The 12996-nt window shown below is 66.1% G+C and carries 10 protein-coding genes; all 10 read right to left on the bottom strand.

Annotated features, from left to right (window positions below; all coding sequences use genetic code 11):
- Positions 1-884: 884 nt before the first annotated feature.
- Genes HBH26_RS02815 through HBH26_RS02770 form a run of 10 tightly spaced genes read right to left on the bottom strand, consistent with a single transcriptional unit; the run spans position 885 to position 12968 of the window.
- Complete coding sequence (locus tag HBH26_RS02815) at positions 885-2645, bottom strand: hypothetical protein (protein ID WP_168133103.1); 1761 nt, start codon at positions 2643-2645, stop codon at positions 885-887.
- Positions 2642-3202, bottom strand: a complete 561-nt coding sequence (locus HBH26_RS02810; RefSeq protein WP_168133102.1) for a sugar transferase — start codon at positions 3200-3202, stop codon at positions 2642-2644. The genes HBH26_RS02815 and HBH26_RS02810 overlap by 4 nt, the downstream gene beginning before the upstream one ends.
- Entirely contained in the window at positions 3199-4122 is a 924-nt protein-coding gene (locus tag HBH26_RS02805) for an NAD-dependent epimerase/dehydratase family protein (RefSeq protein ID WP_168133101.1), read from the bottom strand. Before HBH26_RS02805 ends, HBH26_RS02810 begins: the two co-directional genes overlap by 4 nt.
- A gap of 4 nt (positions 4123-4126) precedes the next feature.
- Positions 4127-4903 (bottom strand): glycosyltransferase family 2 protein, encoded by a 777-nt coding sequence (locus HBH26_RS02800; protein ID WP_168133100.1) that lies wholly within the window; start codon positions 4901-4903, stop codon positions 4127-4129.
- Positions 4900-6270 (bottom strand): capsular polysaccharide export protein, LipB/KpsS family, encoded by a 1371-nt coding sequence (locus HBH26_RS02795; RefSeq protein WP_168133099.1) that lies wholly within the window; start codon positions 6268-6270, stop codon positions 4900-4902. Before HBH26_RS02795 ends, HBH26_RS02800 begins: the two co-directional genes overlap by 4 nt.
- A gap of 29 nt (positions 6271-6299) precedes the next feature.
- Entirely contained in the window at positions 6300-7658 is a 1359-nt protein-coding gene (locus tag HBH26_RS02790; protein ID WP_168133098.1) for a DUF6418 domain-containing protein, read from the bottom strand.
- A 1-nt stretch (position 7659) separates the two neighbouring features.
- Positions 7660-9081 (bottom strand): surface carbohydrate biosynthesis protein, encoded by a 1422-nt coding sequence (locus HBH26_RS02785; protein ID WP_168133097.1) that lies wholly within the window; start codon positions 9079-9081, stop codon positions 7660-7662.
- Positions 9078-9953, bottom strand: a complete 876-nt coding sequence (locus tag HBH26_RS02780; RefSeq protein WP_168133096.1) for a hypothetical protein — start codon at positions 9951-9953, stop codon at positions 9078-9080. The genes HBH26_RS02785 and HBH26_RS02780 overlap by 4 nt, the downstream gene beginning before the upstream one ends.
- Before the next feature lie 15 nt (positions 9954-9968).
- On the bottom strand, positions 9969-11486 hold the full coding sequence (locus HBH26_RS02775) for a lipopolysaccharide biosynthesis protein (RefSeq protein ID WP_168133095.1): 1518 nt from the start codon (positions 11484-11486) through the stop codon (positions 9969-9971).
- Between the two features lie 9 nt (positions 11487-11495).
- A complete protein-coding gene (locus HBH26_RS02770; protein ID WP_168133094.1) occupies positions 11496-12968 on the bottom strand; it encodes an aminotransferase class I/II-fold pyridoxal phosphate-dependent enzyme in 1473 nt (490 codons plus the stop codon).
- Between the last annotated feature and the right edge of the window lie 28 nt (positions 12969-12996).

The following is a 12996-nucleotide window of genomic DNA, read 5'->3' as shown; positions in this document are numbered from 1 at the left end:
ACTCTGGCGGGGGGCGGCTAACCTATGTCGACCCCTGTGCACTCTCGCTGCTTGCGGGGAAACTTCGAAAGGCTGGGGCTTGCCAGCGAAGCCAAGCAGAGGCCGATCCCGATCGCTGCCTGACCGAAGCCCGTGCGTGTCTATGGTCATCACCTACTAATGTGAGCTTCGCGATCTGGTCAGGCTCCGCGAGGAGACCAGGATGAGCAATTTGTTTTGTGTGACTGACGAGTAGGTAAAGCGACTGTGGCCTCTCTTCACCAATAGCCATGGCAGGCCGAGGGTGGTGATTAACGGATGCTGGGCGGCGTCGCTGCGGCCAACCGAAGCGGGCTTCATTGGAGTAATGCGCCCAGCGCCTGCCCCACAAGACGCTGCACAACTGTTGGACCCGCCGGGGCGAGCGAAGCGTGTCTGCCAGCATGATAAATGGGCTTGGTGCCGCGGATGCCGAGCCAGGACCGTGATGATTGACCTGACCTACCTGAAGGCACATCGAACGGCGTCGGGCCTGCGGCCGAAAAAGGGTGGGACGAGCCCGGCAAGATGCCCATGTCGATCGTGCTGATAATTGCTCTTCACGGTTCGGCTAGCGCTGGCGTCGCGCGGTCTGTCGCGACACGTCGGGTCCTCGGCTCCGATAGGTGACTTGACATTGCCCTTGTCCGCCCCAGCCTCGATCGCTCGGCGCGACACTCGGGTCAGCAGCCGCAAGGGCGGCAACGATGTCTTGGCTCGGCCATCCAGGCGGCCGCTGTGGGATCGCCGCATACACGATGATCGGACGACTCTGTGCTAATCTCACGGCCACGCAACCGGCGTTACATCTCCTGTTGCCACATGCCTTCGGCGACATCAACGGCCCGTTACGGCGTCAAATTTTATCACCGCTTGTCGGCAACATCACCGACGGAGGTGACCTCAAGATAATGATCGGTCGCAGCGCCGAAGCTTGAACGTCGCCCCAGATAACCTCGCTCGACCGCGATCAAGCGCGTGCCGTCCTCTTCGATCTGAATGGGAACCATCGCCAAGCCGAGCCACCGCCTTATCACGGCTGCCCCGTAACGCGCACCCGTGAACAGCTTCACGGCCCCCCACCCCTCGCGGGAAGACGCTTGGATAGCGGCTCCGCCCGGCGCGTGAGACTGGATCAAAGGTTGGTTGACGATCGACGCGTCGAGGCATCCGTCGCGTCGCTCCTTGATGCGAATGCCGAAGCTCGGCTCAGCCCCCGACGCGCGTCCGATCGTACCCCCGTCGATCACGGTAGCGATGGATGCGCCCACCACAATATTGGCCATCCGCGGACGGCCGACCCCGTTCTGAGTCGCGATCGATGCCACAAGCCGACAGTCGCGCGGAGGATCAGCGACATTCTCGACCAGGAACCCTGTCTCGACGTTTTGAATTGCCGTGCAGTCATAGAATGACACCTCGCGTGCCCCTGCATCGCAATGGAAACCAACGGAGAACCCTACGGCACGACATCCCACGGCACGCCCACCAAATTGGTGAACGAAGACACCCCCCGGCTGCTCTCCAGCGCCGAACCCAGTGACATGTTCGAAACGCACGTCGGTCCGGTAGAGCGGATCTATCCGCGCATGATACCCGCGGGTAGTGGCGCGGTGCACATTGTCCGCCAGGCTGTCCGACGTGAAAAGTCGACCCCGGCTCTCGCCGACGACGCAATCTAAGAAAACATTTCCGGCGAGCTTCCTACTTCCCTGGGCGAACTCGAAGCCAAGATCGCCAGCGGTGTGGCGGAGAAAGTTTCCACTCGTCGCTTTGGCGCGAACGCCGCTTACCTTGACGTCATGGCATCCCGAAAGTCTAATGGCGCCCGTCCCTGGCTCGGGCCGAACGCCAGAGCCGGTCAAACGTCCAACCTGAATGTCACGTACCGCGATATCGCTCGGATGAGTGGTCCATACCCGCCCCTCATCGAACGCGCGCCGCGTCCAGGTCATACCGTCCGCGTCGTCGCTTGCCTGCAGCTCGCCGACCGCACCCCAATCGAGGTGGATCGCGCCTACCATGGTGGTACTGTCGGGCACGACGATCCGCTCGATTCGCCCTCTCGTCGCCCCACCCATGACCTGAATCGCCACGCCGCCCATCACCCCGCCCTCGACGGGCACGCGCTTGTCGGTCGACAGGGTCAGGTCCGCGATGATCCAATCGCTGACGCCTTCGTCCGGAGAAGGTTGCGCCGAGGTGCCGCCTTCGCCGTACAGCGGCCCGACGCAGACGGGCGCGTGCGCACCGCCTTGAAGGCTGGGCTTGCCCTGTGATCGCACCGTGACGGTTCCGTTGCGAAGGACGGCGTGGGAGCGCAAGCGTACCCCTTGGTCGTTCCCGCCGCTCAGTTCGAGCACGAGGGTCGCGCCGTTCAGGTCGAGCGTGACCCGATCGAGCACCACTGGCGCCCGGCGGCAGCGGTAGGTCGCGCCGGCGACACAGCGAACGGTCCCGCCGCCCCGTCGCCGAAGCCGCTCGATCGCGTCCTGGATGGGTGCGAAATCGTCCCCGCCGCTCGGAGCCGCCATCGTGTCGCAGGACGAGACGGCGAGGCCACCCGACGAGGCCGCGACCGCACAGCCGCCGCGGATCAGGACGTCGCGGCGCCCGACCAGCGTCAATGGGACACGCCCTCGCGCCCCAGAACCTTGACGGCCGTGGTCGCGATGATCTTCAGGTCGAGCGCGAGCGACGCCTTGCGGAGATACGCGGCATCCATCGCGACCTTTTCCTCGATCGTGAGCAGATCGCGCCCGCTGACCTGCGCCAGACCGGTGAGGCCGGGTTTGAGGTGGTGGACCCCCGCCTCGGTTCGCAGTGCGATCAGGTCGTCCTGATTAAACAACGCCGGCCGCGGTCCGACGAAGCTCATGTGTCCGGCCAGGATGGACAACAGCTGCGGGATCTCGTCGAGGCTGGTCCGTCGTAGAAAGCCGCCGATGGGCGTGAGAAAGGCGTTCGGATCTGCCAGGAGGTGCGTTGCCACGGCGGGCGTATCGATCCGCATCGTCCTGAACTTCGGCATCACGAAGGTGACGTTCTCCGCCCCGACGCGACGCGACCAGTAGAGCGCGGGACCACGCGACGTGAGCCGCACCGCCGCCGCGACCATCAGCGCGGGGAGCAGCAGCAGCGCACCGATGACGAGCGCCGCGGCGATGTCGAACAGGCGCTTCACCGCGTCCCCGCCATGGCGAGCGCCAACCCCTCGCGCAGCGTCCGCGGCGGGTGCCAGCCGAAGAACCGAGCCGACCGGGACGCATCGACGCGTAACGAACCGATCAACTGCCGGGCCATGTCCCGCCGCCCAGCCAACGCCGCCGCGCACTCGATGACCGCAGCCGGAAACGGGACGACGACCGCGCGGCCACCGGGCTGCGCGGCGAGCGTCCGGATCAGGTCGGCCGTCGATATGCTCTCGCCGTCGGTCACCAGCAGGGGATACCCGGGAAGAGCCGGGGCGCGCGCGACGACGACGAGGAAGTCGACGAGGTTCTCTATCCCGACGAGGCTGCGCACGTTGCGGATCGAACCAAACGGAAGCGGCAGCGGGCGCCGCGCGAGCGCCATCAGGCGACCGAAATTGCCCGGCGCGCCCGGCCCGTGGACTAGCGGCGGCCTGACGATGGCGAGCTCGACCGCGCTGGGTGCGAAGAGCTCGGCGAGGGCGACCTCGGCCCGCAGCTTGGACCGTGCATAATCGGCCGCAGGGCGGGGCGTCGACTCCTCGTCGAAGGCGGCCGCGGGCGTCTCGTTGCCGAGGACGCCGATCGAACTCACGAAGACGAAGCGTCGCACTCCCCGCGCGATCGCCGCCCGCGCCACCGCGACGGCACCGTCGACATTGGCACGATCGAACGCCGCGGCGTCCTGGCCGGTCGTGTGCGCAAGCGCGGCAAGGTGGAACACCGTGTCGCAATCGGGGCCGATCGCCGCCGCGACCTGCGCGGTGTCGAGATAGCTTTCCACCCGGACGTCGCCGCCGCTCCTCGCCATCCCGACGACCCGCCCCTCGCCGCGCAGCCGCTCCACCAGCGCGCGTCCGACGAAGCCGGATGCGCCGACGACGGCGAAGCGTTGATCGGCGCGCCCGTCCATCGCGTCAGAACCGACGGTATTTGCGCAGGCCGCGGAGCGCGTAGGCGGCGAAATAGCGCATCGACGAAAGGAGGCCGAGCTTCTCTACGCGACGGTAGGCCAGCCAAACCTGGTATGCCGAGTTGCGCTTGTTGCGCGACACCGACGCCGCCATCACGCGATAGCGCATCAGGTCCTCGTTCAGCCCCACGGCGACCCCGCCGGGCCGAAGGATGTCGAGCCAGCAGGCGAAATCGTCGTAATAGGTCTTCTTCATGACGACCGGGCCGGTGGCGTCGCAGTCGACGATGACGGTCGAGGTGGCGATCGCGGTGTTCGCCAGCAAGCCGCGATAATCGAGCGTCGAAGGAACCCGGATCAGATGCCCCTCGCCGCTCCCGTCCGCCGCGATGCGGCGGAAGGCGGTGAAGCTGATCTTGGCCCCGGCGCTGCGATGGAAGGCGAGCTGCGTCTCGAGCTTCTTCGGAAGCCACAGGTCGTCGGCGTCGAGAAAGGCCAGCCACCGTCCCTGCGCCGCAGCGATCGCACCGTTGCGGGCGGCGGCCGGTCCGCCGTTCCGGGGCATGGCGATGAGCCGCACTCTCGGATCGCGCTCGCTCCAGCGCGCCACCACGTCGCGGGTGTCGTCGGGAGAGCAATCGTCCGCAATCAGCATTTCCCAATGCGGGTAGCTCTGGTCGATGACCGATCGGATCGTCGCCTCGATCGTGGACGCCGCCCGGAAGGCGGGCGTGACGATGGAAACGAGGCGATCGCGTGTTCCAGCGTCCGGTGCGCTCATGAAACGGCCTCGATCATCCCCGAGGTGAAACGATCCACATTGGTGGGAGTGGCGACATATAGCTCCCCTTCGTACGAACTCGACCACGCGCCCGCGAAGAAGCGGTGGGCCGCCGCCGAGTCCGGGGCCGGGCGCATCGCCTGCGGCTTCAGGACGTCAGAAAGAGCCGAGGGTAGGTCCTGCAGCCGATCGACCGACACCGCGAAGGGTGCGTCGCGGTAGAAGGCGTCACCCAGGACAACCACCTGCTTGCCCAGCAATCCGGCTTCGGCCCCGCTCTTCGAATTCACGGTGACGACCGCGTCCGCCTCTCGCATGACTGCGTAGTTATTGGTCGTCGGGCGAAGCACGACGAGGTGGTCGTACCGCCTCTTCAAGGCGATCAGCGATCGAGCGTCGAACGCCCCCACCATGGCGGGATGCTCCTTGATGACGACATGATGCGTCAGCGGCACGCTGCGACAGATGAAGTCGATCAGCGCCGTTTGGTCGAGGTAAGTGGGAGAACGAAGCGTAAGCGCCATGTCACCGGGCACATGCAGCGGATAGTATACGAACGGCTTGGCCGTGTCGAGCTCACCGTATTCGCCGGAAAGGCGACGGCTGTTGACGAGCATCTTGGCGTGGGTCGAGACATGACTGCCGATATGGCCAAACTCTTGACGCTTCCTCAACACATACTTGTCGACCATCTTCTGTGCCAGGCGCTTTGCGTTGCGCATGTTGACGATCTTGCGTCTTGCGGACGTGTATTGGTGCCGGTCCTTTTGCGGTATCACGATCGAGCCGCTTTCGAGAGTGGCGCGCAGGTAGGCGTCCATTGCCGGATCGATATGGTCTGATGGCTCGACACGCTTCGCGGCGAATGTGTCGCGGAGATAATAGAGATGACCGCGAAAAAAGCTGGGCTCGACGAACCAGTGAGCGACGCCCCGACGCTGCGAGGCGAAGAAGGTCCCGACCACGGACAGAAAGCCTCCGAGTTCCTGGACGACCAGTGGAGTTCCCCTCCCGCGAGCGGCGATGTCGGCGATCGCGCGATCCGCCATCCGCAGGGAAGTGGCCAGCTTGCGCTGCATGGCGTCCGCGTCGCGCAAACCGAATGCGAATCGCTCGTGGGTGAGCCAGAAATTCACATTCTGGATACCCCAAGCGGCGAATTGCTCGTCGAGCCCGCCCTCCGTTTCCGTCGACGGGCTCTCATCGGCGATCGTGAACACTTCAAGATCGACGCCCCGCAGCATCGCCGTGCTCCGATCGTCAAAAGACAGAAAAGATACGCCGTGCCCGCGATCGCGCAACATGACGCCCACGTCGCGCCAGAACACGGTTTGATACTCGGCCAGAGTCGAGATGAGGAAATGCATGAAGAGCCTCGAATGGAGGAAGTCGCGACCTATGCGGGCTGCACGATCGGGAGCGACGCGACCTGACGCGCGCGCGACTTCTCAAAGAAGTGAAGCGCGACTAGCACACCGATCTTAATCCAATACGTCGCCGCAAAGACAAAATTCAGCATTCCTCCGATATAGAGAAGACTTGTTCCGAAATAAACGTATATGGCTACCAAACTTGTCAACAGGCGTCCGGTACTCAGCGAAATCACCGCGAACCGCAGCAGCCATGCGGACACAAGGGCGAAAATCAAGGCGAAAAGGAGACCAGGCCAGTAGCCGATCAGTTCTAGTAGAATCTCCGGGTAGCCGCCGGCGTATTGCTGGCCGGCTTCAAGCAATTCGTACGCGCGCGAATACCCCAAGTCTTGGATCATCAACGCCTGCACGGTGGTGTTGCGTGAGGGATCGATCGGATCGACGAAGGTGTCGTGCCACGTTGCCGGTGACGGCTCCCCTCCCCGCTGCTGCAGTCTGTCGAGCGCCGTCGCCCACAATTCGATCGGCTGGACCAAAGAGCGCTGCTGGAACTGCTCGTCGGCGTTTCGATATCCACGCACGTTGTAGAAGCTGTTGAAGAGCAGCATGCCGATCGCGGCCGTTGCCATCAGGACCGTGGCAGCCACGGCAGCACGAGACGTCAGGAAGCGAGCAAAGCCGGAGCGCCCCTCCCCCAACGCCCATCCCGCGGCACCGACCGCAGGAACCGCCGCGATCGCCATCAGGAGGTAGGAGGTGTCACGGTAGAAGATGGAGAAGCGATTCCCCGTCAGGCCGAAATACACCATCATCGCGCCGAAGACCGCGACATATCGGAAGTCGAACTGCCCGCCTCGTAGGCGCGGAAGGACGAACATCGCGCCGATGAGAAAGGCGAAGACCGCACCGTTCCCCATGACGAGGCCGTGAATTGGACCGCCGATGGTCTGGTCGTAGGTGATCCGATCGATTCCCGCGAACAGCGGGATCGGTCCGACGATCAACATTTCCAGGTACAGAACGCCAACGAACGCGCAGATCGCGAGAAAGAGAACGTTTTCCGCTTCCGCGCCGTAGATCGATGTCGCCTCGCCCCCAGATAGCAGACGCCGCAGGATCTTGGGCCGAAACACGAAGGCGAGAGCCGCGATCACCACCAGGATGAAGGGAGCGAAGGGCGCGGTGATCTGACCGCCGCCGATGTACCGGTCGAGCTCCAGCGCATAGATCGGGCCCGCCAAGTCGACGTAGCTCGCGGCCAGCACCCGCGTCCCCAACGAGAACAGGATGAAGAAGCCCGCGACCGCGGCGGCGCGGCGCTTGCGCGCGAGGAGAACGATGGCGGCGGCAACCGCCGCGACGGTGGCGAAGGTCAGCCACATGTCAGCGGTCGCTTCCGGGTGAGACGATCACCGACGCGAGCGGCAGGCGGGTCAGGGGATGCCGCGCGAAGCTTACCTGCGGTGCGGGAACGGCCTGGTGACGGGAGAAGCGGATGGCGAGCGCACCGACCGCGTCCTTTACCAGGGTCTTCGCGGCGCGTCGCGGCTGGACCCGGGCCCGAAGCCGCGAGGCCGCCTGCGATCCGATGGCATTCGCCAGGATCGCCTGCGCCCGCTGCGCCGCCGATGGCCGGTGCCGGGCGGAACGGAGCGAGGTTCGCACCGAACGCGTCCTCGCGCGACGACGCGCGGCCATCGCGGCGACCAGCACGTCGGCGATCCGATCGCTCGCGTGGCCGTCGTTGAGGTAGAACCAGGGCTCGCTGGTCCGGCGGTAGGCCGCGTCGAAATCGAACTGCGCCGTCGCTTCGTCGAGGCCCCGGAGGATCGCCATCAGATCGTCGCCGGATTCAACGTTTCGGCTCGCTCGATACGGCAGCGTGGAATGCGTGCGCAGCCGCTCGGTGTTGATGAATTCGAGCGACAGCGGAAGCACGCCGAGCCGCAACGCCTCGACCGCCGTCCCGCAGTTGACATGGAGCACGCAGCGCGCGTTGGCGATCACGTCGAGCACACTGCCGCCTCCGTCGACGATCACGTTTGCGCGCCCCGCAAAGGCTGCGCGATAGCGCTCGGCGTTCTCGAAGGGGTGTGGCCGGACGAGGATCGTCTCGCCCGGAAACTCGTCCGCCACTCGGCTGACGACGTCGATGAAGCGGTCGGCAATGCCCTTCAGGTCATCGACGAGCGCGTCGACGTAGTCGGGCGCCCAGCCGCTCGCGACCATCGCCGCCTTCTCGTCGTCCGAGGATGTCCCGAAGAGCGAGTTGACCAGCGGGAAATTGGCGTTCGCCAGGATGTAGCCCTTCCGCGGCGCTTCGAGGATGCCGCGCCAGCGCGGGGCGGTCAGGTCGAAGCGCGGACAGCCGGTCAGATGCAGCGATGCCGACGAAAGGCCGCTTCCCGCCACGAACGCATCGCGCAGCACCGGCCCCCAGAAGAAATAGCCGGCAAGCCGTTCGGCATAGCCGCTTTCTCGCACCCAGGCGGCCAGAGCGTCCGGCGCGTTGCCGCCACGTTCCGCCAGCACGCCGCCTTCGGTATCGAGCACCCAGACGGGGATGCCGAGGTCGGCATAGGCGTCGACCAGCGGCTTGTTCACCGGTCGCGCGAAATTGACGACGAGGCCGTCGAGATCGAGCAGCGGCACGTCGATGGCCTGATCGTAGAGCGGGATCAGCGCGGACTCGACGCCGCGCGCGGCAAGCGCGTTCGCGAGCAGCACGGCACCGCCCAGATCCCGCTTGGGATGATCGACGATCAGACCGATGCGATGGCGTCGCCCGCCGGACGGAGACGTCACGCCGGAGTGAGCACGCACCTGACGACCTCGTCCTCGTTGCCGACCAGCCGGATCTGCGGTCGCGGCTCGGGATAGAGCCGCGGCGTCGAGATGAAGGTGGCGGTGTACAGCAGCCGCTCGTGACCCGCGGCGACCCGGCTCCCCATGTGGAGGCAGCGGCTCGTCTCCACCATGAACGCCGTCAGCGCAGGGCCGGTGATGGCCGTCGACTGGGCCGGGTCCAGCCGGGTCGATAGCATCGCGTCGGTGCGATGGCTCTTGACCGAGTAGCGCGCGCGATCCGACAACGCCCCGTCGATGAAGGTGAACGGACCATCGTCGCTACCGTCGACATTGGTGAGATAGACGAACAGCTTGAGGACGCGAGTATCGTCGAAGTCGCGATGCCACAGCTGCGACACCGACAGCGGCTTGTTGTCGTAACGCGACCAGGTCAACAACACCGAATCGAGCTGCGGCAATTCGCCGTAGACTTGCGCGACAATCCCCAGGACCGCCGGCTGCAGGGCGAAGGCGACGACCGGATCCGCCGTGGTGAGGCGGCCGGCGGCCACGTCTTCGTCGAGCAGCCTGCTCCAAAAGCCTTTGCCAGCCGCGGGGTTTGCCGCCCCCCCGCGCGCCGCCGCGAGACGCGGCATGGCGGCGGCGTGCAGGGCCGACAGGCTCGCCGGATCGAGCGCGTCCGTGACCATCGCGTAGCCGCGGTCGAGGATCGCCTGCGCCTCAGCGGACGGGGGCGACAGCAGGGGCTCGGCGAGGTGGCGACGGCGCTTCAGAGCCGGCCTTTTCATCAGGCGGGCGGCAGTCTTCAATCCGGGCGCGACCGGCGTGCGCATGGCATGCCAGCGCAGCCGCTGGAGGAGGGCGGTCATAGGTGTGCGGTCCGGTCAAGCACGGCGATGACGCGCTGTTAGCTGCTTTCGCAGCGCTTGACCAATCGCTTTTCGCTGCTCGACCGTCGGCACCAGCAGCGCGATAAGCCCCCAACCGAGCAGGGTGCAGGCGACCAGCGCAGAGAGCAAAGCGACGATCCCGTGAACGCGTGGGGCCACGAGGGCGAAGGCCCCTGCACTGACGACCGTCGCGGCGGCGGCAAAACCCAGCTGACGGAAGATGCGGGCGTCGAAGCCGATTTCGCGTCTGATGAGCCTCATCTGGCAGAAGAAGGTAACGACGACGGCCACCACCTGCCCCGCCACGAACCCCCATTGCGACAGCCACGAGGACAACAGCAGCCCGAGCACGAGCTGGAGGACCACCTGCCACAGAACGATCCGGTTCATCGCGGAGGCGGCGGACGCCCGCGCCAAGAGGATGGCGCCTCCGAATCCGGACAAGGTGTTCGCGATCGGGATCAAGAACAGCGCCGCCTGCCACGGCCAGTACGGCGCCAGCGACCGGCCGAGCCAGAGCTCGACGATCGGCTGGGACAGCGCCATCGACGACGCGAGCGGAGGCAGGACGAGGCAACCGATCATCAACAGGCCCCATCCGCCCAGACGACGCGTCTCAGCGTGATCCGAACCGGCCTCGAGCCGGACCGCGAGTGGCAGGACGGTCGAATTGAGGAGCCCCAGCACCGCCTTCACGAAGCGCGGCAGACGTGACAGCGCGTCCACCGCGCCGACGGCGGCCGGGCCGAAGAGGAAACCGATCAGGGGTGGTGCGGCCTGGGTCTGCATCGCGCCGAGCAGCTTGTTCACCGCCATGATCCGCGCCCAGCCGAACACGAAGGCGCGATGCTCGGGCGACCACCGGCGTAGCCGTCGCCGCTCGCGCCCAAGGCGCCGCAACGCCACGACCGCAGCGAACGCCAGGCGGATGACCAGCGACAGCAAGAGCGCGTAGCAGACCGCGTCGATCCCCCGCTTCGCATGGACGCACGCGATGGCCCCGACGCCGTAGGACAGGGCGGCGAGCACCTCGCAGCCGCGCTGGGCCTTGAAATCCTCGAGGCCCTTTAGGATGCCCTCGAACAGCAGCGAGGCGAAGAGAAGCGGCATCAGGCCGGCCGTCACCAACAGGACCTCGGTTAGGCCGGGCTGGCGCAGCGACGCGACGCTCATCCATCCGGGAATCGAGGGTGCCGCGAGCGCCAGCATTCCGCCTGCCGCGACGCCCATCACGAGCGTCGCGACCGCGAGCAGCCCCAGCATCCCCGACGCTTCTTCCCAGTCGCCGTCGCGGCGCGCGCGCGCGATGATCTGCGTCGCGATCTCGCTGGTGCCGAAGTCGACAATGCCGAGCGCCGCGTTCGGGATGAACAACCGCGCGATAACGATCTGCCCGAAGCCGGCCAGCCCGAACGCCGCAATGAGCACCGGCGCGAGGATCAGCGACACGCCGCTCACCGCGGCATAAGCCGCCGCCGAAATGGCGATGTTTCTGAACAGATTGGAAAACATGGAGAAGAGCTAGGCCGCGAGTGCCGCTGAGAGCGCATCGGCGACGCGATCGACGTCGTCCATCGTCATGTTCGATCCCGACGGCAGACAGATGCCGCGCGCGAAGAGGTCCGCGGCGACATCCAGGTTCCCGCCGTCGCCGAAGATGTCGGCATGCTGGAACAAGGGCTGCAGGTGCATCGGCTTCCATACCGGGCGCGCTTCGATCTGACGGTCCGACAGCGCGGCGATGACCGCTCGGGCGTCCGCATCGCGCACGGTCGCCGCCGTGAGCCAGCGGTTGGAGAAGCTCCAGGCCGGCTCGGGCATCCATTCGAGCCGATCGACGTCCGCCAGCCGCTCGCGATAGCGTTCGAAGATGGCACGACGGGCCGCGACGCGATCGTCCAGCACCCGGAGCTGTCCGCGCCCGATCCCGGCGAGCACATTGCTCATCCGATAATTGTACCCCACCTCGGTGTGCTCGTAATGCGCCGCGGGCTCGCGCGCCTGGGTCGACAGATGGCGCGCGCGGCGGACCAGTTCCTCATCGTCCGAAACCAGCATGCCGCCACCGGAGGTCGTGATGATCTTGTTTCCGTTAAAGGAAAATATGCCGATTCGCCCGAAACTGCCGCTCGGCCGTCCGCGGTAGGAGGCTCCGAGCGACTCCGCCGCATCCTCGACCAGCGCGACACCATAGGCGTCGCACAGGGCCACGATCGGGTCCATGTCGGCGCTCTGGCCGTAAAGGTTCACGACCACGACCGCCTTGGGGAGACGTCCCCGGGCACGTCTGTCCGCCAACGCCCGCTCCAGCGCTGCCGGCGACATGTTCCAGCTCTGCGCCTCGGAATCGATGAAGACGGGCGTCCCGCCCTGGTAGAGGATCGGATTGGCGCTCGCGACGAAGGTGAGCGTCGAGCAGAACACCTCGTCGCCCGGCCCGACGTCCAGAAGGCGCAACGCGAGGTGGATTGCCGCCGTCCCCGACGAGACCGCCGCCGCATGCGAGACGCCGACCGTTGTCGCCAGTTCGCGCTCGAAGGCGTCGACGTTCGGACCCAGTGGCGCGATCCAGTTGGTCCGGAACGCCTCCGCGACAAATTCGAGCTCGGCATCCCCGATATGGGGAGTCGATAGCAGGATCGGCTTGGCCAGTTCCTTGCGCAGCAGGAGTTCGACCACGCGGCCGTCGGAGTCGAGCACCGGGAGATGATCGACCTGGTGCCAGTCCATCATCGCCAGCGCCTGCGCCGGAAGGCACGGCTCGCGCGCCACCACCGGCGTCGCCGGCTCCGTCCGTGCCAGCGGGTCAGACAGAACCGCCCCCGCGAGAAGATGCCGCCTCACATCTCCGTCGGTGACGGTGCGGAGCAGCCGCCCGTCGTCGTCGACCAGGAGAAGAATACCCCGGGCGCTACTCTGAAGCTTCGAAAGTGCATCGCGAAAGGTGTCGTTCTGACGCACGGTCAGATCGTGAACGGCGGGCGGAACGGGCATGGCCGGGCAATAGCGACGCCGCGTCCCA

It is taken from the genome of Sphingomonas corticis (genome assembly GCF_012035195.1).
Lineage (GTDB): Bacteria > Pseudomonadota > Alphaproteobacteria > Sphingomonadales > Sphingomonadaceae > Sphingomonas > Sphingomonas corticis.
The sequence above is the reverse complement of the archived record's forward strand: the minus strand, read 5'-3'. Positions and strand labels throughout refer to the sequence as shown.

What these genes read in the sequence shown, in the direction of transcription:
- HBH26_RS02775 (WP_168133095.1), bottom strand. Translation starts at nt 11,486, where the DNA reads ATGTTTTCCAATCTGTTCAGAAACATCGCCATTTCGGCGGCGGCTTAT.
- HBH26_RS02770 (WP_168133094.1), bottom strand. Translation starts at nt 12,968, where the DNA reads ATGCCCGTTCCGCCCGCCGTTCACGATCTGACCGTGCGTCAGAACGAC.
- HBH26_RS02790 (WP_168133098.1), bottom strand. Translation starts at nt 7,658, where the DNA reads ATGTGGCTGACCTTCGCCACCGTCGCGGCGGTTGCCGCCGCCATCGTT.
- HBH26_RS02780 (WP_168133096.1), bottom strand. Translation starts at nt 9,953, where the DNA reads ATGACCGCCCTCCTCCAGCGGCTGCGCTGGCATGCCATGCGCACGCCG.
- HBH26_RS02795 (WP_168133099.1), bottom strand. Translation starts at nt 6,270, where the DNA reads ATGCATTTCCTCATCTCGACTCTGGCCGAGTATCAAACCGTGTTCTGG.
- HBH26_RS02805 (WP_168133101.1), bottom strand. Translation starts at nt 4,122, where the DNA reads ATGGACGGGCGCGCCGATCAACGCTTCGCCGTCGTCGGCGCATCCGGC.
- HBH26_RS02800 (WP_168133100.1), bottom strand. Translation starts at nt 4,903, where the DNA reads ATGAGCGCACCGGACGCTGGAACACGCGATCGCCTCGTTTCCATCGTC.